The sequence below is a fragment of the Kordiimonas laminariae genome (assembly GCF_023008165.1).
GTDB classification, from domain to species: domain Bacteria; phylum Pseudomonadota; class Alphaproteobacteria; order Sphingomonadales; family Kordiimonadaceae; genus Kordiimonas; species Kordiimonas laminariae.
Genome location: NZ_JAKQZA010000006.1, coordinates 74,916 through 100,494, shown reverse-complemented (window position 1 = coordinate 100,494; position 25,579 = coordinate 74,916). Strand labels below are relative to the sequence as shown.

Sequence of the window (25,579 nt, the reverse complement as noted above, 5' to 3'; positions counted from 1 at the left end):
TATTTTGCTTTTGTATGAGAGGCTCAAATGGCAGACGACAATCAGGCAGAAGAAACCTTAGGTGAAGCAGAGCTAGTCGAAGGTTTGGAAAAGAAGAAGTTTAGCGGCAAGAAAATCATCATGCTTGGTGGTGGGGCTGTAGTGTTGCTTGCTGTCGGATTTATTGTGATGTCCCTTTTGGGCGGTGATGATGTCGCGGATGAACCTTCTGATGATGCTGAACTGGAACAGTTGGCACAAGAAGCCGCTGATAAGCGAGATGCAGAAAAGCTTGAGCAGGATAAACCACAAGAAGAACTCGCCTTGTTGTTTTATGAATTGCCGCCGCAATTATATAACCTGAATACCGGTGGTGATGGTACAAGCTTTCTTAAGACACAAATTTCTCTCGAGATTGATCGAGAAAGCTACAGAGCTGATCTTGAAGTGAAGCTTCCACGCATTTTAGATGAGTTTAATACTTATATGAGAGAGTTGCGTCCGAGTGACCTTGAAGGCGCTGCTGGTGTATTCAGGCTCAAAGAAGAATTATTGATGAGAATTAATCAGGCGGTTGCTCCTACGCGTGTTAAAGATGTGCTCTTTCAAGAGTTTCTGATTCAGGGGTAATAAGTTGGCGTGTTGGCGCTGCTTGAGGGTTATGTATGGCTGAAGATGACGAACCAATTGATGATGAAGCGGTAGCAGCCGAGTGGGCAGCTATGGCTGGCGGCGATGATGAAGATGAAGTCGATCAGGATGAAATGGCTGCGGAATGGGAAGCCATGGCCGGTGGTGACGGCGACGGGGATGCTGCTGAAGATGATGATGGTAGTGGTCCTTCACCGGGCCGGGTGCTTGATCAGGATGAAATCGATAGCCTTCTAGGGTTTGACGGCGATGGCGCCGATGGTGAGATGACTGGTATCCATGCGCTAATTAATAGCGCGCTGGTTTCCTACGAACGCTTGCCGATGCTTGATATCATCTTTGACCGTATGGTCCGTATGATGTCTACCTCTCTTCGGAATTTCACTTCGGACAATATTGAAGTTTCTCTTGATAACATTACATCGGTTCGTTTTGGTGATTATCTGAACTCTATTCCCTTACCAGCTATGTTGGCGGTATTTCGAGCGGAAGAGTGGGATAACTATGGTCTGATGACTATTGATTCCAGTTTGATCTATTCCATTGTGGACGTGCTTCTTGGTGGGCGTCGTGGTACGGCTGCAATGCGGATTGAAGGACGTCCTTATACAACGATCGAGCAAACACTTGTTGAGCGGATGATTTCTGTAATCCTCAGGGATATGTGTGGTGCGTTTGAACCGCTTAGCCCGGTTAACTTCACGTTTGATAGACTGGAGACAAACCCGAGGTTTGCAACTATTGCACGGCCACCTAACGCTGCGGTTCTGATCAAGCTGCGTGTTGATATGGAAGATCGTGGTGGCCGCTGCGAAATTCTATTCCCATACGCTACGCTTGAACCAGTTCGTGAGCTTCTTCTACAGCGCTTTATGGGGGAGAAGTTTGGACGAGATACCATCTGGGAAACACACTTGGCGACAGAGTTATGGCGCGCAAATGTGGAACTTCGTGCGATTATGGATGAAACCAGTATGTCGCTTCGTGAAGTGATGAATATGGAAGTCGGCCAAACCATCGTATTTAATAAGACACCTAAAGATGATGTTGTGCTAAAATGTGGTGAAGTTGCCATGTTGAGCGGTGCCATTGGCCGTTCAGGGCAGCATGTTGCGGTACAGGTTCGTCAACAGGCTGAACGTTTGCAGAATCTGGAAATAGAATAGAGGGCTTTGGTGTGACAGAGATATCAACACTGATTGTTGATGGCATTTTAGCCGTTCTTCTAGTTTCGGTGATCGTTGTATGCACAATTGTTTACCGACGTTTAGGAACTATTAAATCTGGTCAGGCAGAATTACGTGCACTGGTAGATCAACTGAATACTGCAGTGGTGGATGCGCAGAGGAGTGTAGCTAATTTGAAGACATCTGCGACTGAAATAGAAGGCAGGCTTCAAATCGAGGGTAAGAAAGCTTCTGCTATTGCGGATGAGCTTGGATTGATAACTGAGGCCGGTAACAATTTAGCAGATCGGATTGAGCGCGGCCTTTCTGGCGCTACCGCTGCAAAAAAACAGCAAGCTCCTGCTGAAACAAGCGCGAGTAAAAAGCAGCAGGAAGAAATTTTAGCAGCGCTTCGCGAGGCGCGCTAAGGGATAGATGAGGATAAGGCAATGAGTGGTGTTTCATTAAGCCGAGTTAGATTATTTCCAATGCTGATCGGTTGTGCAGCTGTGGCGCTAACCATGCGGGCAGTGGATATATACACGGGCGTAGAATTGTTAGGTGCACCAGTTCAGGCTGCTCAGGAAACTGAACAGAATGATAACCAACCTCAGGAAGACCAAAAACCAGCTGCTGAACAGGCTGAGCCCGCGCCACAAATGCCTAAGATTGTTGGGTTAAGAGCTAATGAAGAAGAAAAGCTTTTAACACAGCTCAGACAACGCCGCCTTGAGCTGGAACAGCGTGAAAAACAACTTGAGTTGCAAGAGCAACTGTTGTCTTCCACCGAACAGCGCATAGAAAAGAAAATTACGCAGCTTGAGCTTCTTGAAAAAAGCATCAAAGAACAGCTTCGCATTTACGATGAACGTGAAAATGAAAAATTAAAAGCCATCGTTGATGTGTATGAAAAGATGAAGCCGAAAGATGCCGCTCCTCGCTTCGAACAACTTAGCCTTCAAACTCAGGTCGATCTGGTTACACGAATGAAGGCGCCTAAGGTTGCTGCGCTTATGGGGAAAATGACCGCAGCAAAGGCTTCGAGGTTAACGACAGAATTGGCGACACGTGCTGCCCCGCCAGATATCTCTGATTTGCAGCCGCTAAATCAATAACAATAACCTGCATCTAGCAGGCACGGAGTAAGAAATGTTAAATCAGGCAAATACAATCAGTTTAGAAGAGCGAACGGCGGCACTTAAACAGGATTTAGGCGATAATGTACCTGTTTCTGATATTGCCAGTGTTGTGGAATCTCTTGTCAAAGGTAGCCATCACGACAATGAGTTGGGGCAAGTAGCGGAGGAACTTCGAGAGTTACTCTCGTTTATTGGCGCAGCGAAAGATGAACTCTTTGGTGTTCAAGCTAAGTCTTTATCTAATCGCGATATTCCTGATGCTAATGTTCAATTGGATGCTGTAGTGACAGCAACTGATGAGGCTGCAAATACTATTATGGATGCGGCTGAACAGCTTGAAAAAATGTCTGAAGATACTGAAGGAGAACAATCGGACAAGCTCTCTGAACTGTCCCTAAACCTATTTCAGGCTTCTAGCTTCCAAGATATCACCGGACAACGAATTACTAAAGTAAACCGCACGTTGGTAGAATTGGAAACACGTCTCAATTCGCTCGCAGACGCAATTGGCGATGATTTTATTGCGGAATCAGAAGATGAAATTGAAACCGATGCTGAAGGGGTTGCTGTGAATGACACAGATCTTCTTCACGGTCCTCAACTGGAAGGTGAAGGGAATACTCAAGATGAAATTGACGCCCTTCTTGCTAGTTTTGATTAAGGTGCACGGCGCTCCCTAGATGTTTAACGAAGATCAGCATACGAAAAGGCTCTTTGGTACGGATACTACCATGGGGCTTTTTGTTGCCTTGTATATGATTTTGCTGGCTTTTTTCATAATGCTTAATGCTGTTTCTGAACAAAAAACATCAAAAGCACAAGAAGTCATGAAGGGAGTGAATGCTGCGTTTTCTAAGGAAAGTGATGATCAAAGCCGTCAACCTGGCGAGCAAACAACACTCCCTAACGATGAAGTAAAACCTGAAAACGACCCACTTCTAATCGAATTAAGTCGTTCTTTTGGAGGTGAATTTGATGTTAATGGCAAGTTTTCCATCAATAAAGGTTTGGTATATGAGGTGGAATTGCCAGCTGATAGCTTCTTCGAAAAAGGTTCTTTTAGAATTCGTCCTGATATGGAGCCATTTCTTGACCGCATAGCGAAACTTGTCTTGGACCGTGAAAACAATGAAACACGGAATGTTGCTTTTATGTTTGGTTCTGGTGAAGGATTAGTGTCTCGCGATTTAACCCGTAGTCAGGAATTCGCAGTTAGAAGAGCAGGGGCCATTGCTCGCTTTATGAAACTTCAGGGGGTACCTGACGGTATGTTTCATACTGGCTTTATACAGATACCTGAAGGTAAGATATTGGCAGCATTCAGGAATGTTCCGCCGGTACGTTTTGAAAATGGGGGCGAAATCCCATGAAAAAGAATGTACAAGATGAAGTTTCAAGCGCTTCATGGATGGTAACATTTGCTGACCTTTTATCTCTGCTACTTACTTTTTTTGTTTTAATGTTTTCAGTGAGCAGTGTTCGGCAGGAAACTTGGCAAAACGTAATTGATTCTATGGCAAGGCAGTTTAATCCCGAGCGTAATGTAAGCCGGGTGACACCGAATGAGGCTGCTAAAGAATTACAGAGAAATCCAACAGCAGGATTGAATTTAACCTATTTAAGGGAATCAATGGAGCAAATGCTTGAGAACTTCCCAGGGTTTGAAGGCACCGAAGTTATTCGCCACGGAGATGAAGTGTTGGTTTCATTTCCAGCCGAAATGTTCTTTCAGCGTAAAGATATAGAACTAGTGCCTGATGCAGAAAGAAGTTTAAGAGCATTAGCGGGCACATTGGTTCAAATTCGCAATAGCATTCGCGTGGCAGGGCATACCGATGCCGTTCCTGTTAGTTCAGGTAAATTTCGATCAAATTGGGAACTGTCAATGGCGCGTGCTCGTATCGTCGCAGGGGCCTTGACTGAGTATGGATATAGTAAGCCTATAACGGTATTGGGATATGCTGATACGCAGGAAAACCTGAGTTATCGCAAAGATTTGGCAAACTCTGAGCGAGTTGATATTGTCATTAGAGCTGAAGAATCAAGTAAGGGACCATATGACCTCTTCTAAGTGGGTGAAAAAGCTGTGTATGACAACAGCGCTTACCGCCACATTTCTTGTGGCGCCCACTTTATTTGCGCCAGAATCTCTGGCTCAGGTTAGTGGGCCTGCTATCACCTTCCAGAGTGGACAGTTAGCAAATCATGCCCGGATTGCTGTAGATATCCCTGGTGATGCGACATACTCAATTACAGTGAATGATCGGGTTTTGCGAATTACACTTGATAGTGTTTTTTCTCCGGACTTTAGTGCCTTTGGAGCTGCAAACTTAAGGCAAATTGGCAATCCCCGAGTGAGCTATATTGGCGGTAGAACACTCATTGATTTTGATGTGTTGCCGGGGGTGTCGCCACGTGACTTCCGCTCTGGCAACTTTTTGATTGTTGATGTTTATGGCGGAGACCAGACAGCTTCTTTGCCTGCATTTGTTGATTCAGGAGCCTTTACGCCACCTCCTGCAACAGGAGATGAACCTGAAACAGGTGAACCGATTGAAGAAAATACTGATACAAGTGGCGGAGAGGGTGTACCAGCGGAAAATAATCTTCAAAACGATGATGAACTTGGAAGCACGACCGATATCAGTACTGTTAGCAGGCAGGAACAAAGTGGACCTATAAGGCTCTTAGGGTTGCCGGAGGTTACTAATCCTGATCAGGAGGCTGTCGATGTTGCTGTTACCGAGGTTGAGAATGGTATTTCACTTTCCTTCAATTGGCCGATAGACGCAGCAGCAGCCGTATTTGAACGTGGTGAATACCTTTGGGTCGTATTTGACCAAACATATGCTTTCGACCCAAAAGGTATGATTGATGCCGGATCATTGGTTTCCGACCGTATTCATACCGTTGAACAATTAGAACACCTTGATGCCTTGGTTCTTAGAATGTCTGTGAGAACTAATCAAAATTACGTGGTTGAAAAGGATGCTCGGCGCTGGATTGTTTATCTAAAAGATACACCTGCAAAACCTCGTTTTCCTATCATACCAGAACGCCGTAACGAAGGTGCAAATGGGCAGCAGATATTTGTGGCGGCATCTGACGTTGGGCGTAAAATTGAGGTGGAAGACCCGGACATTGGCGATTATTTTGTTGTTATGCCGCTTGCTCGACAGGGAAGTGGTTTAGCACAGGACTTTAGTTATGCGTCCGCGGAACTTGCTGAAACTGCGCAGGGTATAGTGATCACGCCATTGACAGATTTTGTAAATGTTGAGCGTTACACTGATGGTGTGGCCATCAGCTCCTCAGGAAATGATTTTCTATCTTCTTCAAGGCTTTCTCGTGCTACGGGGATCGGTAGTGATTTACAAACGGGCTTCGCGCGATTGATTGATTTCGCCAATTGGCGCATTGGTCCTTCTTGGGAATACCGGAAAAATAAAACCCGTTTATTGTATGAGCTTTCGCTGCGTCAGTTAGATGATCGCAACGAAGTGCGCTGGAAGCTAGCTCGTTATTACCTGGCTCATGGTAGGGCTGCTGAAGCACTCGGTATTCTTGAAAGGATGCTAGAAGAAGATCCGTTATTGTCGCAGAATACGGAATTTCTTGCTGTTCGAGGTGTAGCAAACTTCAAGCAAGGCAGATTGGATGCTGCTCTCGCTGATCTTTCAGCAAGAGAACTGGAAGCTGAACAGGATGCAGAGCTTTGGCTGTTACTCGTTGAGGAAAAGAAAGGCCATTACGAAAAGGCATTGGAACATTACCGCCGTGGTAAAGATGTTATGGGGACTTATGACACGAATGATCGTGCTGAAATCTCTCTGGCGGCGGTCCGTTCTGCAATTGAAACTGGCGACATCGAACTAGCTCAACAAGAATTGGCTCTTTTAAATGGCGTTGACCTTAATGAAGACCAATTGTTGGAAACGCTTTTCCAAGCTGCTCGTATTTCAGAGATGCAAGGTGATTTTGATACGGCATTTGCCCAATATGACGAATTAACGGGTGCATCAAATCGTTGGATTTCGGCACGTGCGAGATATGCCCGTATTCGTTATGGGCTTAGGAATGGTGACCTTAATTACACTGATGCGATCGATCAGTTGGAACGGCTCCGGTACGCATGGCGAGGCGATAAGTTTGAAATTACGCTTTTGAACGATCTTGCTGAGTATTATTTTGCAACAAAACAGTATACCGCAGGACTTTCGGCGCTTCGTGCTGGTGTTTCTTACTATCCTGAGGAAGCAAGTGAACTGAAAATGCTTCTTCGTATGGGGCAGGTCTTTAAGGATCTATTTGTTAATAACGGCGCAGATGAAATGACACCTGTGGCAGCTATCAGCCTGTTTTACCAGTTCCAGGATCTTACACCGCTGGGACCTGAAGGTGATTTTATGGTGCGCCGACTAGCTGCACGAATGGTTTCTGTTGATCTATTAGATAATGCTGCAAGTCTTCTTGAGTATCAGGTGTCTCAGCGTACAGAAGGTGCTGCAAGAGCACAGATTGCTGCGCAACTTGCTAAAATCTATATTATGGATTCGAGGCCTGAGCAGGCGATTGAGATACTACGTGCCACCCGTGAACCTCGCCTGCCCAATGATATTGTTTCCAATCGCCGACATGTTGAAGCGCGCGCTCTTGTGGAGCAGGGGCGTTATGAAGAAGCGGAGGTGATGCTGGAAGATGACAGTAGTGCTGACGCGGAAGTTCTGCGCACTGATATCTTCTGGGGTAGTAAAGAATGGCCGAAATTGATTAACACGGTGCAACGTATCCTTGGTGATGGCTGGCGCAGAAATCAGGCGCTTAATAGCCTTCAGCGTTTGAATTTGATCAGACTTACTATTGGTATGACTTTCATGGATGACCGGGCAGGGCTTATTGAAATGCGTCGCCGATATGGCAATCAGATGCGTAGTGGTGATTTTGCCAATGCCTTTGAGCTGTTGACTAATGATCAAGAACTTAGTGGTAGAGAGCTTGGCGCTATCGCCAGTCAAATCGCGAGTGTAGAGAAACTTCAGACATTTATGCGTGAATATCGCAGTGATTTTTCTGGCAGGTAAATTTTTTATATCGGTACAAGCCCCGGAAATGCTTGTGTTTTCTGTTTTTCTTATGGTTAACATTAGCCTCACTAACTCGTGAAAGTTATATTATTTTTATTTTCATGAAAAAGAGGCAATATATTGGACGTAAGCGACGCAGGATATCGCTTAGGTTTACGCAACTTATTGAAGGAAATGAACGATGAAAATCAATCGTATTGCTAAAACGGCTGTTGCTACTACTGGTGTTGTAGCTTTCGCAATGGCGGCTGCTTCTACTTCTGCTGTTGCTGCAGATAAGAAAGCTAAAAAAGAGAAGTGCTACGGTATCGTTGCTAAAGGCATGAACGATTGCGGTACTTCTACACACAGCTGTGCAGGTCAGGCAAAAGTTGATAACCACCCAGAAGAGTGGATTTATGTAACAAAAGGCCTATGTAAGCGTATCGCAGGCAGCACTAAAAAGCCTAAAAAAGCCTAAGCTGAATTAGTTGCTGGGTAGTGGTTATTTATTATGGTTAAACAGCCCATTCACTTACTATCCAGCAGCAATTTGCCTGTTGGCGTGAGCTTGAAAAGCCAACATTTCGAGGATGTTTTACATTCTCAACCAGATTTGGCTTTCTTTGAAGTGCATGCTGAAAACTATATGTCTGATGGTGGTGCTCACCATCGGTACCTTGAGGCTGTTCTGGAAAATTATGCCCTCTCTATTCATGGCGTGGGCATGTCTCTTGGCTCAGCTCAAGGTTTGGATGCTGATCATTTAAAGCGATTTAGTGCTCTTGTTGAGCGCTATAATCCGGCTTTAGTGTCTGAACATCTGGCTTGGTCTGTTCATGATGGGTATTATCTTAGCGATCTGTTACCACTTCCTTTGAATAAAGAAAGTTTGCAGATTGTTATAAACAATGTCGATACTATGCAGCAGACTTTAGGCCGGCAGATTTTGGTAGAAAACCCTTCCGCTTATTTGGCATTTGAACAAAGCGAGATACCAGAGCCTGAATTCTTGGCGACTATTGCTGAGAAAACAGACTGCGGTTTGTTGCTTGATGTAAATAATGTTTATGTTTCAGGCACTAACATGCACTGGAACACGGATAGCTATTTAGATGATTTCCCTCTTGATAGAGTAAAGGAAATTCATTTAGCAGGTCATGCAATCCGAGATGTGGAAGGAACACCTCTGCTTATTGATGATCACGGCAGTATTGTGTGTGATGATGTTTGGGATATTTATCGCCGCGTCATCGCAGAAGCGGGCGCTGTGCCGACACTTGTTGAATGGGATAGCAATATCCCTAGCTTTCAGGTGTTGATGACAGAGGCAGAAAAAGCAAAATCTATTTTGGAACGTCAAGCTGGAGAGCAGGAGCTTGCTCGCTATGCTTGAGGAACTACAGAAAAATTTCAGATTGGCTATTCAGCAGGGTGATGCCTCAACCGGCATTCTTCCTGCGGTTGTTAATGACGGGGCAATTGCTCCAGAGCAACGTCTTCAGGTGTATCAGAATAACTTTCTGCTAACGCTTGCTGATAACCTTCAGGCTGTTTTCCCTCTCGCAGAAAATTTTGTGGGGGAGGCTTTCCTGAGGGAAGCTATTAAGCAATTTATTCGTGCACATCCGCCCAGAGAAGCTGCTTTGGATGAATATGGCGCTGAATTTGCTGGTTTTTTTGAAAACTATGAGCATGCGGAAGATGTTGTCTATATAGCAGATATCATCCGTATCGAATGGGCTATACATCGGTTACAGTATGTAAGTCCTATTTCTGCTATTGCAGATAAATTAATGCTTAACCCTCATGTCAGGATTATTGAAAGTGATTATCCGCTTTTAAACCTGTGGATGGTTGGGCAGGGGCAGTTAATGCCGGAGGCTGTTCATTTAGAACAAGGTGGACAGACTGTATGTGTTGTTCTTGATGGTGGTGAAATAAAGCTATATCCGCTGACTACGGAAGAGAAGGCTTTACTTCAAACTCTTGAGGATGATCTCGAAGATGTGACTGTTAATGCTTCTATGGTAGGGTTAGATGCTTTGACACTTAAAGGAGTTGTGCTCGCTAGCGAGCCATGAAAGGTCAAAGAAAGTGGAACAAATTAGATCTTTGTTTGCCAAGTTAACTGAATTTGGTAATCGTTTTTCTACACAAGATTATTTCCTGTTATTTTTGCGGGCATGGGCTGCAAAGATTTTTTATCAATCTGGTCGGACAAAAGCGGCCGCAATTGATACTGATCCGGAACTTGAGGTCGATCAGGTAATCGAGGCGCTAAAAGGTGCTTCACTGGATGACAGCGTTGTAGCGACTATTCAGGAAAACTTGGATGAAGAAGAAACATACTATGTTTCTGATATCGTAGATACAGCTTCTGAACTGTTTCCTGATGCTGGTGTTGCTGAAAAATTCCAGCAGCAGTTCGAACCATCTTTCGGTGACCATGTAAGTGCATTTTTCTCTATCAATGATAGCACAACATCATTGTTTGAAGATGAGTATGGTATTGATTATATCGACCCAGAATTTATGGGGCAGCTTGCACTTTATGCAGAGACATTTTTACCGCTAATGATTTTGTTTGGCATTGGTGCTCGTTTGGGTGCTTTTGGTCTTTTAGGAATGACGCTCTTTATCCAAATACTGGTATATCCAGGTATGTTTGCTGATCACGCAACATGGTTTGCAGCTCTTCTTCCAATTGCATTACTTGGTGCAGGAAAACTATCTTTCGATAACCTTTTGATCAAAGGCGAAAAATAGCTTAAATGAAGTTCCTTCATGGCTTCTTGCGAAGCTGTGAAGGATTATTATATTAAAAAGCAGCTATCTGTTTCCAGTACCGGCTGACAAGCCGAAGTTGAGGTGTTTTATGGATGAAATTGATCGCAAGATATTAAATTTGTTGCAAAAAGATGCAACTATGAGCACAGCAGAGATTGCTGAAGCTGTAGGTCTTTCTACAACACCTTGTTGGCGTCGTATTCAGATACTTGAGCAAGAAGGCTATATCACTCGCCGTGTCGCTCTTGTTGACCGTAACAAAGTTAATGTTCCTCTTGATGTTTTTGTCGCTATTCGAACAAATGAGCATAATTTTGAGTGGCTAGATGAATTCGCGGAAATGGTTTGTGATTTCCCTGAGGTCGTTGAACTATACCGCATGAGCGGCGAAATTGATTATTTGATGCGTGTAGTTGTGCCAGATATGGCAGCTTATGACGTATTTTATAAAAGTCTGATCAAGAAAGTTCAGCTTACTGACGTGAGTTCTTCCTTCGCGATGGAACGTATTAAATATACAACAGCGCTTCCTTTGGACTATGCTGTTGAAAATACGAAAAATCGCCGCAAGAGAGGGTAACTTGGACGCAAGCTTGGTATCACCTGCTTCAAAAAAAGAGATTTTTTTGAAGGATTATTCTACACCAACTTTTTCAATTGAAAAAATTTCGCTGTTATTTGAGCTGTTTGATGAAAGCGCAATAGTGACAGCGAAATCGGTGTTTCGAAGAACAATACCAAGCGAAACTACACTAACGCTTGATGGCGGCCAATATATGGAGCTCCTAGCAATAGAGCTTGATGGGCGCCAACTTTCTCCAAATGATTATTCTCTTACAGATACTGCTCTCGTTATCCATAGTGTACCTGAAGTATTCGAACTCACCGTAAAAACAAAGCTAAAGCCGAAAGAAAACACACGTCTTGAGGGCCTTTATTATTCCGGGGGTAATTTTTGTACCCAGTGTGAGGCCGAAGGCTTTAGACATATTACCTATTTTCTCGACAGGCCAGATGTGCTTGCGAGCTATGATGTGCGAATAGAGGCAGATAAAGCCCGGTATCCAGTTCTACTGGCAAACGGTAATAGGGGCGAAAATGGCGACCTTGAGAGTGGGCGCCATTTTGCTGAATGGCATGATCCTCATCCAAAACCGAGTTATCTATTTGCTTTAGTCGCTGGCGATTTGGCAGAACGCAAAAGCTCTTTTGTTACCATGAGCGGTAAAACTGTTGAGCTGAACATATATGTACGCCCCGAAGATATGGAACGTAGCGAATATGCTATGGGGGCGCTTCAGCGCTCGATGAAGTGGGATGAAGATGTTTATGGTCTGGAGTATGATCTAGATATCTATAACATCGTTGCAGTATCAGATTTCAATATGGGAGCGATGGAAAATAAAGGGCTAAATATCTTCAATACTAAATATGTGCTTGCTGATCAGTATACAGCTACAGACGCTGATTTTGGACATGTTGAAGGTGTTATCGGTCATGAGTATTTTCATAATTGGACTGGGAACAGGGTTACGTGCCGGGACTGGTTCCAGTTAAGCCTTAAAGAAGGACTTACAGTATTTCGGGATCAGGAGTTTTCTGCTGATCTAGGATCTCGTTCTTTAAAACGGATCGAAGATGTTAAGGCTCTTAGGTTTTCTCAATTTCCGGAAGATGGAAGCCCGCTCGCGCATCCAGTACGTCCCGAGAAATATGTAGAGATCAATAATTTCTACACGGCAACCGTCTATAATAAAGGTGCTGAAGTTATTCGAATGATGCATACCCTTATTGGTGCATCAGCCTTCCGTGATGGTATGGATCTTTATTTTGAACGTCATGATGGACAAGCTGTGACATGTGAGGATTTTGTCAAAGCTATGGAAAGTGCTAGCGGGATGGATCTCAGACAATTCCGTCTTTGGTACTCTCAAGCAGGCACACCGACAGTTTCATTTGAGCGCCGTAGAAAAGGTAATGATGTTTCTCTTAGGCTAGAACAAGCCTGTCCCGCAACACCTGGCCAAGCCACTAAAAAAGCTAATCATATGCCGATTGTTATTGGATGGTTGGATGCCAGTGGTAAAGAAATTACCCCTGCTGTTGAAGGCCCGGGGAACTGGAACGGTACCAGCTGTTTATTGCAGTTAACGGAAACCATGCAAGAATTTGTATTTAGAGACGTACCCGAAGGTGCTGTTCTAAGTTTTCTTCGAGGCTTTTCGGCTCCCGTGTTGGTGAAATCAGATTATAACGAAAGAGAATTGGCGCATTTGATTAAATGCGACACAGATGCTTTTGCTCGCTATGAAGCAGCGCAGACTTTAGCGGCTGATGTTTTAATCGCGGCATATGAAGGCGTGGATAGTACAAGTAGACCGGTTTACTTAGAGGCTATTTCTGGCTGTTTGTCTCAGGATTTACAGGATGTTGCGCTGCTCGCTGAGTTGATCTCCGTTCCAAGTGAGTTGGAAGTGGGGCAAAAAATTTCAGAGCTTGATGTGGAGCGTTTGCATATAGCGCGAGAGGCTTTGCTTGTTGAAATTGCTGAAGGAAATAAACACCGCTTTATTGATATTTATAGCGAGTTGAAGCAATCAGATTATGAATTATCTGAGCAAGCCAAAGGTAAGCGCAGATTAAGAAATCGCGTGCTTTCCTACCTGTCATTGGTAGATGGTGGTGATCAGATTGTAAAAACGCATTATCATGATGCTGATAACATGACAGATCAAATAGCAGCGCTGATTGAGGTATCGCACAGCAATTTTGATTATCGTCAGGAAATATTTGATGATTTCTATAAGCAGTGGTGTGAAAATGAGTTGGTTATAGATAAATGGTTCGCTGTTCAGGCACAAAGTAAACGTATTGATACATTGTCCTTAGTAAAAGAATTGTCGAATCATAGTGATTTTTCATATACAAACCCTAACCGGTTGCGTTCGCTTGTGATGAGCTTTTCCCTTTTAAACCAGAGAGGGTTTCATGCAGCAGATGGGGCAGGGTACAAGTTTTTGGCTAATGTTATTGCCGAAGTGGACAAAAAGAATCCGCAAACAGCTGCTAAGCTAGTTGCTCCGCTTGGACGGTGGCAAAAACAACCAAAAAACAATGCTGATTTAATGAAAAAGTGTTTGAGCTCTTTGTTGAATACATCTTCATTGAGTGATGACGTTCGGGAACTTTGTGAAAAATCAGTAGCTTAAAGGGCAAACTCTGAGAGATAACAGTATAGTTATTGCTTAGATGAAAGGAGTAATAGAAAATATTGCTTCTTATTACAAAAAGATGTAATTTGCGCCTCGGCGTGGGGGCAATGAACAATCTTGTTTAATAACAAAATGGCATGTTTGTAAGTGTTGTATCGTAGCCTGTAATCAAACGACTGGTTGTAATAAAACTAGCATTAATACAGGTTGACGCTTATAATTAAATTGCCAATCACCGGAGAGAGAGTGGAATGATTAAAAACCCTGATCCAATCGATGTGCATGTTGGTCAAAGGGTTCGCGCCCGCCGTAAGATGCTTGGCTTGTCGCAAACTCAACTTGGTAAAGAATTGGGTGTGACTTTCCAACAAGTTCAAAAATATGAACGTGGTACAAACCGTATCGGGTCTAGCAGACTATTTAGAATGTCTACTACCCTTGATGTACCTGTGGCATATTTCTTTGAAGGCGCTGAAACAAAACTTCCTGGTTATAGTGAATCTGTAGAGGCACTAACCGAGGAAACTTTTGAAAAGCAGGAAACACAAGAGCTTGTAGAAGCTTATTACCGTATTGCAGACCCACGCATCCGCAAGAAGGTACTTGGCTTGGCTCGTTTGCTTTCTAGCGGCGTTGATGAATACGGCATGTAAAATATACCAATAAAGAATAAGAAAAGGCGCGAATATTATTCGCGCCTTTTTTTTAAGTAAAACTCTATTGCCAGGTTTAGGCTGGTGTTTTCTTTTTCTTACGTTGACGACGAACACCATAAGCGAGCGCAGGGGCCAACAGGAAGAGGGCACCCGGCTCAGGTACGGCTGCCACAATGCTAATAATAGCAGTATCCAGGCTCGTGAAGATAATATCACCCGGAAGGAATACTGAGCCCCCTGTGATAATATTTAGAACTTCACCATCATCTAGTAGACGGCCATCATAACGTACTTGGATGGTAATATTCACATTACCAGTTTCATCAAAGAGCGTTCCTTCGCCGGTTTGTACAGTTAATTGGCTACCTGTGCCAATCTCCTGACCATCAAGAATCCATACCATTTCGAAGTCAGAACTGTCGGTTAGGCTACAAACCAATTCACTCTCAAATGTAGATCCACAACCATCAAGTAAAAAGTCTTCACCTAGTGTAACCGGGTCGTAAACCTCATCGTCACCACCACCAGCATCTAAAACAAGTCTCAGTGGTTCTGGGTCTGGTTCTGGGGCTGGCTCAGGGTCCGGCGTAGTTGGCGGCTCTGGCTCAGGATCCGGCGTAGTTGGTGGCTCTGGCTCAGGGTCCGGCGTAGTTGGCGGCTCTGGCTCAGGGTCCGGTGTAGTTGGTGGCTCTGGTTCAGGGTCCGGCGTAGTTGGCGGCTCAGGGTCTGGTTCAGGGTCCGGTGTTGGCTCAGGCTCAGGCTCGTTTGGTGCACCGATGTCTGGTGTTCCATCTGGTTCTGGTTCCGGGGTATCATCCTCTTCCGTCGGCGGTGTTCCTCCACCACCTGTTACCGGAGCTTCAGGAGTGGCAGCGTCTGCTTCTGGCGTTGGTAGACCGCCAGACGCATCAGAGAAAACGACACGCGCATCAACGATAGGCAAATCAGTTTTGAGAATATTCTCAGCCGTTAAGTTTTCACCCGCCGCAGGAGCGATGCGCTGAATAAACTCAACAACCTGTTCTGCCAATTCTTCATCAATATTGGTGTCTGCTTCAGGATAGATAATTACAGCAGTTACATATGTGTCTTGCCCACCTAATTGACGAAAACTTATTCGAAGTGTGCCATCAACTACTTCTGCACGTGTAACAAGCATATGACCTGTAGATGGTCTATAATTATCACCACCAGACTGAAGTAGGTTAGGGCCTGCTTGTGCCATAGGCTCAAGAAGTCTTAAAGATGCGCTGCCGTATGTATTGCTTAAGCGTCCTTGGGTAATGTAAGGGTCCGCTGAAGCAATTAATGGAGCTGAACTTGAGCCCGAAAGGCTAAATTTCACTTCACCATTCTGATATGAGGCTGCTTCACCACCAGCGTCTGTCAGTCGACCGGGGCCTTCTGTGGAAAGCTTCATCAATGGTACGATATCGTCGGTGGCGCGCGTATCAACCATATTGATCTTACCGTCGTTCCTTTTCACATCTACCCCGAATGGATACAGTGGTGCTGAACCATTTTGACGAGGTGCTGTTAGGATAACAACGCGGTACCTGCCATTTTTCAGGCCAGAGGCTACAAATTGCTCCACATTACGCACACCATTACGCAAGATAGAAGGGCCCGCGGTATCACCTTCATCATTAATGTTATCACCAATGAGCATCTTACTTTCAGAGCCCACCCTGATAAACTTGTCATAAGGTTCGTAATTTGACGGGCCTAAATCCCATCCGATAGCATCGTCTTGTAGTTTGAAGGAACGATCCAGAACAAATGGAGACATAAAGGCAGTCCAGTGTGTTCTGCCACCTGCTTCAATAATTAGGTTTGCAGCATCAGAAATTGTGGTCAGGTCATAATCGCCAGCTACTTCTTCGATCTTCGCAAGTAGAGCATCCATTCGCCGCTTGAGCTCGTCCGCATCGCCCATAGCTTGGTTTAGATATGATTGAACAACCTGAAAACCCCATTCATCAACAGCGAGAGCACCTTCCACAGCCTCTTCAAGCGTTACGGATGGGAATGTTTCAATACGGGCTTCCACTGGTTTCCGGATTAGGTCCGCGCTGCGTGTTCCAGTCAGGTAAAAATCAGCTTCATTAGTGCTTTCTCCCCCCTGCAAGGTTGGTCGGGAGATTTTAAGACGTCGAATGCCCGGAATTTCTTTTGGTGGTGGCGTGGTCATAGCATATGTTGCCGGTGGCGGCAGCAAGCCATTTCCAATCACCGGGGGGAGCGTATCATCCAGAATAACAAGTTCCGGTGTTTCACTGCTATGAATGCCGTATAGGATAGTGCCCGTTGCTACGGCTGTGCCAGTAAGCAACGTCGCGATCACTAGAGATTTATTACTTGCGAACATTAGTAAACATACTCCATGCCACCTAAATGAGAAATCATTCTAATTTACATTGGTATTTAAAATAATTCTAGCTATTTATTCATTGAACTAAACAGTTTAGGCGGGTTACAAGCCCATTTGACCCTGAATATTTGTCGTGAATTAAAGAAAAGATCTTCCTCATGAAAACAAAAACACCTTTTGAAGATTTGAAAAGCCTGCTTGAGCAATTACCAGCTGTTGATGCTTGTGGTGAGAGGAAAGTTAAAGAACTTCAAAATGTGAAAGGTTCTCAACTATCTGAACTTGAAGAACTTTCTTCTTGGTTGGCCGGGTGGCAAGGGACAAAAAAGCCTTCAGTAAACGAAACGCATATTTGCGTTCTGGCGTCTTCATATTCCGGGTATGATGCAGAAGCTGCAACTACGTTTATTGCAGCCGCCTCAAAAGGGCAGGCTCCGGTGAATAAATTGTGTGTGGGTAACGGAATAGGTCTTCGAGTTCTCGAAATGGCGCCTGAAATTCCACATGAAGTTAACTCAGACTGGACAGAATCGGAATGTATGGCCGCGATAGCGTTTGGCATGGAAGCAACTGCCGCGGGGGGCCATTTATTGGGGTTGGGGAGCCTCGCTCCTGGTGTTGAAGCAAGCTCATATACACTTATTGCGTCATGTTTAGGCCAAACATTGCAGGAAGCACGGTTGTGGCAAAATGAGGAGTGGATTGGAAAATCGCAAACCTACCTTGCTGGCATAGAGAGTGATGAAGGCCCTCTTGATGTATTACGTAAGTACGGCGGACGTGAAATTGCTGCGTCTGTAGGTGCGATTATCGCGGCCAGAAGTCGCCGCTTGCCTGTAATTGCCGAAGGCTGGGCCGCTCTGGCTGCTATTGTTTTATTGGAAACGCTTAAAGTTGGGGCTTGTGATCATGTGAAAATAGCAGCAGCACAAGATCACTTACAAGAAGCAATTATGGAGCAAATTCATAAACAACCACTGCTGAATCTTACTACACCCGTTGATGCAGGTTGTTCTGTTGCGATAGCGCAGGGGGTTATGAAGGCCAGTCTTGATCTATTGGATTAATTCTTTGTTGCTAAAAAAGTAATTCTGAACAAATACTTGCCCTAACGTTTTATTAACCCTAACTTGGTTGTGGGGCGTGAGAGTAGATCTATTAGGACATAGAGGTTCATGGTTCGAATATTTCGCCATTATGTTTCACCCATTAAATTGGCTTTGGCTATCACCGACTTTGTTGTGATAACAGCATGTGTGTTCTTTGCTGAATGGCTTAGGTTTTACGTAATTGATTTTCCTTTTGAATTAGGTCTGCAAGCTGTTGTAGCTAAGGTGTTGGTGCCAGTATTTATGGTACCCGTATTGTTGGGAGTTGGTGGTTATCAATCCGATGCCGTAAGGGATTTAAGAGTTTTCATTATACGGTTGGTTGTTTCTGTTGTTGCTGTAAGTGTAGCGGTATCAGCATTATTATACTTCCTTCCTATGCTACCGCTTTGGCGTTCTATTTTGGTGTTAGCTCTCTCGCTTTCGTTTGCTTTGGTTATGTTGGTTCATGCGCTGTTTTTAAAGTTTTCGAATACCAACTTTTTAAACCGCCAAGTGATCGTTCTTGGGGCTGGTAAGGCCGGCGTAGAACTTAAGGAGTATGCTTCTAAAGCAAAAGAAGCTGGCCTTAATATTATTGATACGATTGCATTACCTGGGCAAGAGGTAGAAGTTCCAGGTGCTAAAAGCATTGAAGATATAGGTGCGTTTGATGAATTCGCGCGAAATTCCGATGCAGAATTAATTCTGATTGCCAGTTCTGGTAAACAGGAGTTGCCAGTGGATGCTTTAATTTCCTGCAAGTTATCAGGAATTGAGGTGAAAGACCGTTTAAGCTTCTTCGAGCAGGTTCGGGGCTATGTGGATTTGGAATCCGTTAAAGCAGAGTGGATCATCTTTTCTGATGGCTTTAAAGGTGGAAACTATTTTGAGAGGGCGTTGAAACGTGTCCTTGATATTGCTGTGAGTTCGCTTGTTCTTTTCTTGACTATCCCATTGATGATTTTTGCAGCAATCGGCGTTGCTCTCACCAGTAAAGGGCCAATTTTTTATCGGCAGGAACGAGTTGGTCTTAACGGCGAAACCTTCAATCTGCTTAAATTCAGAAGTATGACAGTGGACGCGGAAAAAGAAGGGCGGCCAGAATGGGCTAAGGAAGCTGACCCGCGTATTACGAAAATTGGTGGCTTTCTGCGCCGCACACGTATCGACGAATTACCTCAACTTATCAATGTGTTCCGAGGTGATATGAGCTTTGTTGGGCCTAGACCAGAGAGGCCTTTCTTCGTTGATCAGCTTGAGAAGGAAATCCCGTTCTATAAAGAGCGTCATTGCTTGAAACCAGGTATTACCGGTTGGGCTCAAATCCAGTATCCTTACGGTGCCTCAATTGAAGATAGCAAGCGTAAGCTAGAATACGATTTATACTATATTAAAAATTATTCTATTTTTCTTGATTTACTGATTATCCTGCAAACATTACGAGTGGTATTGTTTCCTGTCGGTGTTAGATAAGAATTTGATGGAGAGTATCTTGCCTGAGAGAAGAAAAAAGTTTTCTGTAACCAAGGGTTTGATGCTCGCCTTGTTGCTAAGTACTTCTTCCGTGGCATTTGCACAGGCGGATGGTTTTTCAGAAGTTAGGGATGCTGTTGCTGCTCGTGATTATGAACGAGCAATAACATTATTGAATGGTATCGATGCAGTCGGTGAAGTAGCAGTTCAAAAGTACTTACTATTGGCAGATACCTACCTGCGGTCAGGTGCTGGCATTCCTGCGGAAGCTGCTGTGGAGCGTGCTCGCAGGTTTGGAGCAGATTATGCAGCGACTTCGGTTCTTTACGCTAAATCCCTGCTTTTGCAATCCAAATACAATGCTGCCTTGGAGGCACTTAGAGGTGTAACAATCCCTCAGACATTTCTGGCAGATTCTTTTATTGTGTCTGGGGATGCTAGTTTTGCACTTCGGAGATATGAAAATGCTGAAGCGGATTATGAGCAAGCCAGAAAGCTGAATGACACTGCATTTGAACCATATCTTGGTTTATCTCGTCTTGAACTCAGAAAGGATAATTTAGCTGGCGCAGCCACGCTTGTAGAAGAGGCTTTTAAGCGAGCGCCGGAAAATACCATGGTGCAGTTTACGCGTGGGTTAATTGCTAAATATCAAGGCAATCTGGAGCTTGCAGAACAGCGATTTAGAGAATCCCTGAATCTGTTCTCTGGTAATTTGATGTCTAACCTTGAGTTGGCTTCGCTAATGATTGGTAAAGGAGATTTACCAGCAGCTGAAGAGTATTTGGATACAGTATATTCGGTGGCACCTCGACAGCCTATGGCTATATATCTGTCTGGGGTAATTTCCGCACAGAAAAAGCAGTATGAAGATGCAGATGCATATCTGAACCGTTCACGTCAGATTGTTGATAATTACTTGCCTGCTATGTACGTGCGTGGTCTTGTTTCCTATCAGTTGGAACGCTTTGAAGAAGCAGCAAGATATTTAAAACGCGTTTATGAAATACGCCCTGGGAATACCACCACTCGTGTAGCCCTTTCTGGTGCTTACATGAAGATAGGGCAGTCTCGAGCTGCACTTGATATTCTTGAGCCTATGTTGGCGACTGAAGGTGGAAAGGCAGATGTTTCGCTATGGTCTATGGCGGCCACAGCAGCAGCTTCTGCGGGTGATCTTGAGCTAAGTAAGCAATATCTCAACAAGATTGCGGAACTTGGAGGGGATGCTTCTGGGAATATAGTAAGTAATTTTGATGCCCGTATTGCGTTAGCTACATATATAGACGGTGCGCCAGAACAAGCATTAGCTTCTTTTTCTAATGTCGTTGCTGGCAGAGAAGCTGAGCTGAGAGAACTTGGTGTTTTGGGAAGCATGCAGCTTAAAAATAAGGATTATGAAGGTGCTAAAGCCACTGTCGAACGTATTCTTGATAATGCTCCAGATAGAGCTCTGGGATACAATATTCAGGGCACTTTGTTTTATAGATTAGGTAAGTTTTCTGACGCGGTGAAATCTTATACTGGCGCTATTGATCGAAATGGCGATTATTATGCTGCATATAGAAACAGAGCTCTTGCACACTACCGTTTGCAGCAATATGCGGAAGCTGAGCGAGATTTAAAAAGATTACTTGATTTCCAGCCTAATGATAGCCGTTCGAAGGCTGTTCTAGGGCGTACTTTGTTAGCTCTGGGTGAAGCAAGGGAAGCTGTAGATTACTTCCGGGAAGCAATCAGGGCATATCCTAGGTCTGCACAGTTGTCAGCTGATTATGCACAAGCACTGAGTGAAGCGGGGATAACGACCAAAGCTATAGAACAGGCTCGCTTTACAAGTATCTTGGCGGAAGAAAAACCTGAAATATTAAAGCGTATGGGAGAACTGCTGTTAGACCTTGGGCAACCTAAAGCAGCAGAAAGGCCTTTGTCGAGACATGCCGCCTTTAATTTTTCCTCAGGAGAAGCTCATATGCTGCATGGTAGGGCCATGCTACAAGTGGGGCTATATACTGGCGCTCGAATGTCTTTTGAACGAGCAGCAAAGGCTTCGGAAGATAAGCCCGATCAGGATGTTGTAAACTGGTATATTTTCGCAAGTCTTGCGGAAGGGCAGCAATTCTCTGTAGCAAAAAAAATGCTCTCCACGCTTGTAGATGAGAAAAGACCTGATGATGTCTTGGCTGGTATTGTCGGGAAACTATTATTTGCCTCAGGTGAGGTTGTTGCTGCAGAAAAGGCATATCGTGAAGTCCTTGGAAAATATCCAGCTGATGATGTGATTATTGGCTTAGCTAGTGCATTAAAGGAACAAGGTAAGCAAGAAGAAGCCGTTTCTGAATTGCGTACGTACGTCACGGCCTACCCAAATAGTAGGATAGTGCGCTCACTTCTTGGGCGATACTATGAAGAGATCGGTGATGATGAAAGCGCCGGGCACCAATATGAAATTATATTGAATACTGGCCTTGTGGATGCAGAAATAGCGGCTCGGTTAGCTATGGTATATCTGCGTAGAGGAAATAAACTAAGTTCGAGATTAGCCGAACGGGCTTATTTGGTGCTGCCGGATGATCCTTATATTTTGGATGTTTATGGTTGGGTACTTCTTCAAGCGGATAGGGATACAAAGAAGGCGATTGATGCGCTGAGTAAAGCTGTTCGTAAAGCGCCTTCTAATGCACTTTATAAATATCATTTAGGAATGGCCTATCTTGCACAAGGTAGTCGCTCTAATGCTCGTAGATATCTAACGCAGGCTATCAACCTAGATGATAGTTTTGTTGGCGTTGAAGAAGCTAAACGCCAAGTTCAACTCTTGGAATATTAGATTTACTTTGTCAGGCAAGCCATTGAATATTCTTCTTTTTTCAACACTTTTCCCTCATGGGGCGGAGCCGACACTAGGGATATTTGTTGAAAATCGAATGCAACATCTTCTAGCACATAAGGGTGTTCAGGTTACAGTGGTTGCGCCAGTTCCCTGGTTTCCTTTTAAAGGGAAAGTTTTTGGAAGCTATGGTCGTTCTGCTTCAGCGCCTAAGGTGGAGGTCAGAAAAGGCGTTACGGTTTATCACCCTCGATATCTTGTTATCCCTAAGGTCGGGATGCTTTTCACTCCATGGCTTCTATTTCGTTCCGCCAAGCGCTTGATATCCAAGCTGTTAAAGAAGGGGATGAAGTTTGATATTATTGATGCTCATTATTTGTATCCAGACGGAATTGCCGGATCAAATTTAGCCAGAGAGTTTAATCTACCATTTGTAATGACTGCGCGTGGTAGCGACGTAACTGAGATTGGATTGATGAATAAACCAGCAGCTATGATTTGTGAAGCCGCTGACAATGCACAACATGTTATCACAGTGAGTAACAATCTTAAGCGCGACCTCATGGAAATGGGTGTTGATGGCAATAAGATAACGACGTTGAGAAATGGAGTTGACTTAACGCGATTTCAGGAAAAGGGACGCTCTGAGGTACGTGCGCGCTACGGCAGTAAGCCTACAATGGTATTTGCCGGTTGGTTAATCCCTAGAAAGCGCATTGATTTGGTATTAGAAGTTACAAATCTGATACCTGATTTACAGACAATTATTGCTGGAGATGGACCACTAAGAGCTGAAATGGAAAGCAGGGCTGACAGCCTCGGTATTGCGGATCGGGTATTTTTTGTTGGACAACAAACGCCAGAGCAGATGCCGGAAGTATATAGTTCCGGCGATGTTTTGTTACTTCCATCTGATAGAGAAGGTTGGGCCAATGTATTGCTTGAGGCTATGGCATGTGGCACGCCCGTTGTTACTAGGGCCATTGGGGGAGCCCCTGATCTTGTAACAGATGATGTAGCGGGACGTGTTGTGGACAGTGAAACACCTTCAGACATCGCAGAAGCGGTGAAGGACTTGTTGAATAATTTACCTGAGCGTAAGGCCGTGAGAGACTTTGCGCAGAATTTTGATTGGCATGCTACATCTGATGGGCAGATGCAGATTTTCGAAAAAGCTATTCGGGACTATAATGGAACAGAAAAATAAAACTGCGGAAACAGTGTTGGTAACTGGCGGCGCTGGATATATTGGCGGACAGACTGTTTTATGTTTACTTGATGCTGGTTATAATGTTGTAGTTTTAGATGATTTATCTACCGGTCGTATCTGTCCTTTCCATGAACTAACCGTTTTTTATGAAGGTAAAGTTCACGACCAAGTGTTGGTGGAGCAGATTATCGAGCGCCACCATGTCCGTTCCATTATGCATTTTGCAGGTTCCATTAAGGTCGATGAATCTATCTCTAACCCCTTGAAGTATTACAATAATAATACAGAGGGTAGCAGACTCTTAATTGAAGCGGCTGTGAATAAAGGGGTGGAGCGTTTTATCTTCTCCTCTACTGCCGCGGTTTACGGTCAGGTTCCGCAGGGACAAAAGGTAACTGAAAAGGCTAATACTGAGCCTCTCAATCCTTATGGCTGGTCTAAATTATTTACCGAACGGCAACTGATAGACGTTAACAGAGCACATGGTCTGCAATATGGTATTTTGAGATACTTTAATGTAGCAGGCGCAGATATGTCAGGGCGACATGGGCAGTATCTGGAAAAGCCTGTGCATTTGATTGGTCGCGCTATTGATGCCATGCGTGGTGTGGTACCTCCATTAACTGTTTTCGGAAATAACTTACCAACCAGAGATGGCACCGGTGTGCGTGATTATATTCATGTACAAGACTTGGCCTCAGCGCATGTGGGTTTGCTTAGCTATTTGAGGGAAAAAACAAAAAGTGCGTTGTATAACCTTGGCTACGGAAGAGGGCTTAGTGTTCTTGAAGTGATTGATACTTTAGAACAAGTGTCTGGAGAAAAGGTGCCACACGTGTTTGGTGCTCCTCGTGAAGGGGAGGCGCCGGAGGTGGTAGCTGATAATACAAGCCTTGTAGACGAATTGGGTTGGGCACCTAAATATGATAGTATAGACAAAATAATCAGATCATCGCTTGATTGGCTCAGTAAGACAGAACAAAATTAGAAGGTAAGTTAATGTTAGCATTATATTTTATGTTCTTTTGCCTGGTGAATGCTTTCATTATTTTCTGGTGTTTTCGGTATGATGATAAAGACGAGTATGAAGGTCAGAAACGAGATAAACGCTTCACACCTGTAAAGAAAGAAAAGACTGAAATGGACAAGTCTTAACTGATTAATTCAGTTGCAAGTGTTGATAGTATTAAATTTATGTATTAGATAAGTCTAATTTTATAAAATTTACTTAGATGTAAATAGTTATGCAGCTTTGATGGGAAGGGCGTAGACGTGCGAACTACACTTTTTGGTTCAATTAAATTGGCAGTTTTGTCTCTTGGTGTTTTAATTGTATCTGCTTGCTCGGATCATCCGGAACTGCCACCAGCTCCTTTTGTACCGCCAAATGAAGGTCCTGGGCCAAATTACCTGATTGGCCCTTTAGATGGCTTGAATATCTTTGTTTGGCGTAATCCTGAGCTATCTACAACGGTTACAGTTCGTCCTGATGGCCGCTTATCTATGCCGCTTATTGATGACCTGCCTGCGACAGGCAAAACTCCGAGTGAGTTGGCCCGCACCATTGAAGAAGCTCTTGATGCTTTCATTCAACAGCCTATCGTAACAGTTGTCGTTCAGAACTTTGTTGGGCCTTTTTCGCAACAGGTACGTGTTGTTGGTGAGGCAGCAAGCCCACAATCTATTCCATACCGCGCAAATATGACACTTTTGGACGTTATGATACAAGTTGGTGGCCTGACAGAATTTGCTGCTGGTAATAGAGCTACACTCGTTAGATTTGAAGATGGCGTTCAAAAAGAATATAGTGTTCATATTGAAGATTTGATCAAAGACGGTGAAATTGACGCAAACGTAAAAATCCTGCCGGGTGATGTTTTGATCATCCCTGAGAGTATTTTGTAGTATGATGTTGGCGTAACGAAGCTTTTTGCTTCAGGAGAAACGA

23 protein-coding genes are annotated in these 25,579 nt (G+C 44.2%); 22 read left to right on the top strand and 1 reads right to left on the bottom strand.

What is annotated here, in order from left to right:
• Window positions 1-27 precede the first annotated feature (27 nt).
• From MF542_RS13455 to MF542_RS13385, 15 genes are all read left to right on the top strand, one after another.
• On the top strand, window positions 28-609 hold the full coding sequence (locus MF542_RS13455; protein ID WP_247020319.1) for a flagellar basal body-associated FliL family protein: 582 nt from the start codon (window positions 28-30) through the stop codon (window positions 607-609).
• Between the two features lie 35 nt (window positions 610-644).
• Entirely contained in the window at window positions 645-1,796 is a 1,152-nt protein-coding gene (fliM, locus tag MF542_RS13450; RefSeq protein WP_247020317.1) for a flagellar motor switch protein FliM, read from the top strand.
• An 11-nt stretch (window positions 1,797-1,807) separates the two neighbouring features.
• Window positions 1,808-2,224 (top strand): DUF6468 domain-containing protein, encoded by a 417-nt coding sequence (locus MF542_RS13445; RefSeq protein WP_247020315.1) that lies wholly within the window; start codon window positions 1,808-1,810, stop codon window positions 2,222-2,224.
• Window positions 2,225-2,245: 21 nt separating this feature from the next.
• The gene (locus MF542_RS13440; RefSeq protein WP_247020313.1) at window positions 2,246-2,911 is read left to right on the top strand and encodes a MotE family protein; all 666 of its coding nucleotides are present in this window, start codon (window positions 2,246-2,248) and stop codon (window positions 2,909-2,911) included.
• A gap of 34 nt (window positions 2,912-2,945) precedes the next feature.
• Complete coding sequence (locus tag MF542_RS13435) at window positions 2,946-3,596, top strand: protein phosphatase CheZ (protein ID WP_247020311.1); 651 nt, start codon at window positions 2,946-2,948, stop codon at window positions 3,594-3,596.
• 19 nt (window positions 3,597-3,615) lie between these two features.
• On the top strand, window positions 3,616-4,305 hold the full coding sequence (locus tag MF542_RS13430) for a hypothetical protein (RefSeq protein WP_247020309.1): 690 nt from the start codon (window positions 3,616-3,618) through the stop codon (window positions 4,303-4,305).
• Window positions 4,302-5,006: an OmpA/MotB family protein gene (locus MF542_RS13425; RefSeq protein WP_247020307.1), complete on the top strand. Its 705-nt coding sequence runs from the start codon at window positions 4,302-4,304 to the stop codon at window positions 5,004-5,006. Before MF542_RS13430 ends, MF542_RS13425 begins: the two co-directional genes overlap by 4 nt.
• The gene (locus MF542_RS13420; protein WP_247020306.1) at window positions 4,993-8,016 is read left to right on the top strand and encodes a tetratricopeptide repeat protein; all 3,024 of its coding nucleotides are present in this window, start codon (window positions 4,993-4,995) and stop codon (window positions 8,014-8,016) included. Before MF542_RS13425 ends, MF542_RS13420 begins: the two co-directional genes overlap by 14 nt.
• 184 nt (window positions 8,017-8,200) lie before the next feature.
• The gene (locus MF542_RS13415) at window positions 8,201-8,479 is read left to right on the top strand and encodes a BufA1 family periplasmic bufferin-type metallophore (RefSeq protein WP_247020303.1); all 279 of its coding nucleotides are present in this window, start codon (window positions 8,201-8,203) and stop codon (window positions 8,477-8,479) included.
• Window positions 8,480-8,512: 33 nt separating this feature from the next.
• Window positions 8,513-9,394: an MNIO family bufferin maturase gene (bufB, locus tag MF542_RS13410; protein ID WP_247020301.1), complete on the top strand. Its 882-nt coding sequence runs from the start codon at window positions 8,513-8,515 to the stop codon at window positions 9,392-9,394.
• A complete protein-coding gene (locus MF542_RS13405; RefSeq protein WP_247020299.1) occupies window positions 9,387-10,082 on the top strand; it encodes an HvfC/BufC N-terminal domain-containing protein in 696 nt (231 codons plus the stop codon). The genes bufB and MF542_RS13405 overlap by 8 nt, the downstream gene beginning before the upstream one ends.
• A 13-nt stretch (window positions 10,083-10,095) precedes the next feature.
• The gene (locus tag MF542_RS13400; protein WP_247020297.1) at window positions 10,096-10,767 is read left to right on the top strand and encodes a DoxX family protein; all 672 of its coding nucleotides are present in this window, start codon (window positions 10,096-10,098) and stop codon (window positions 10,765-10,767) included.
• A gap of 109 nt (window positions 10,768-10,876) precedes the next feature.
• Entirely contained in the window at window positions 10,877-11,368 is a 492-nt protein-coding gene (locus tag MF542_RS13395) for an Lrp/AsnC family transcriptional regulator (protein ID WP_247020295.1), read from the top strand.
• 46 nt (window positions 11,369-11,414) lie between these two features.
• Window positions 11,415-13,997, top strand: coding sequence for an aminopeptidase N (pepN, locus tag MF542_RS13390; RefSeq protein ID WP_247020293.1), 2,583 nt, complete (start codon window positions 11,415-11,417; stop codon window positions 13,995-13,997).
• A gap of 254 nt (window positions 13,998-14,251) precedes the next feature.
• Window positions 14,252-14,653, top strand: coding sequence for a helix-turn-helix domain-containing protein (locus MF542_RS13385; RefSeq protein ID WP_247020291.1), 402 nt, complete (start codon window positions 14,252-14,254; stop codon window positions 14,651-14,653).
• Window positions 14,654-14,729: 76 nt separating this feature from the next.
• Here MF542_RS13385 and MF542_RS13380 read toward each other — a convergent pair whose 3' ends face one another.
• Window positions 14,730-17,024, bottom strand: a complete 2,295-nt coding sequence (locus tag MF542_RS13380) for a hypothetical protein (RefSeq protein ID WP_247020290.1) — start codon at window positions 17,022-17,024, stop codon at window positions 14,730-14,732.
• A 161-nt stretch (window positions 17,025-17,185) separates the two neighbouring features.
• On the opposite strand from MF542_RS13380, the gene MF542_RS13375 reads away from it, so the two are divergent.
• The 7 genes from MF542_RS13375 to MF542_RS13345 all read left to right on the top strand — a co-directional run bounded on the left by MF542_RS13375 (window position 17,186) and on the right by MF542_RS13345 (window position 25,536).
• The gene (locus tag MF542_RS13375) at window positions 17,186-18,094 is read left to right on the top strand and encodes a nicotinate-nucleotide--dimethylbenzimidazole phosphoribosyltransferase (protein ID WP_247020288.1); all 909 of its coding nucleotides are present in this window, start codon (window positions 17,186-17,188) and stop codon (window positions 18,092-18,094) included.
• Window positions 18,095-18,202: 108 nt separating this feature from the next.
• The gene (locus MF542_RS13370; protein ID WP_281501697.1) at window positions 18,203-19,591 is read left to right on the top strand and encodes a TIGR03013 family XrtA/PEP-CTERM system glycosyltransferase; all 1,389 of its coding nucleotides are present in this window, start codon (window positions 18,203-18,205) and stop codon (window positions 19,589-19,591) included.
• 19 nt (window positions 19,592-19,610) lie between these two features.
• The gene (prsT, locus tag MF542_RS13365) at window positions 19,611-22,421 is read left to right on the top strand and encodes an XrtA/PEP-CTERM system TPR-repeat protein PrsT (protein WP_247020284.1); all 2,811 of its coding nucleotides are present in this window, start codon (window positions 19,611-19,613) and stop codon (window positions 22,419-22,421) included.
• On the top strand, window positions 22,375-23,628 hold the full coding sequence (locus MF542_RS13360) for a glycosyltransferase (protein WP_247020282.1): 1,254 nt from the start codon (window positions 22,375-22,377) through the stop codon (window positions 23,626-23,628). The genes prsT and MF542_RS13360 overlap by 47 nt, the downstream gene beginning before the upstream one ends.
• A complete protein-coding gene (galE, locus tag MF542_RS13355) occupies window positions 23,612-24,619 on the top strand; it encodes a UDP-glucose 4-epimerase GalE (RefSeq protein WP_247020280.1) in 1,008 nt (335 codons plus the stop codon). Before MF542_RS13360 ends, galE begins: the two co-directional genes overlap by 17 nt.
• A gap of 11 nt (window positions 24,620-24,630) precedes the next feature.
• Entirely contained in the window at window positions 24,631-24,786 is a 156-nt protein-coding gene (locus tag MF542_RS13350; protein ID WP_247020278.1) for a hypothetical protein, read from the top strand.
• 117 nt (window positions 24,787-24,903) lie between these two features.
• The gene (locus MF542_RS13345) at window positions 24,904-25,536 is read left to right on the top strand and encodes an XrtA/PEP-CTERM system exopolysaccharide export protein (RefSeq protein WP_247020276.1); all 633 of its coding nucleotides are present in this window, start codon (window positions 24,904-24,906) and stop codon (window positions 25,534-25,536) included.
• The last annotated feature ends 43 nt before the right edge of the window (window positions 25,537-25,579 follow it).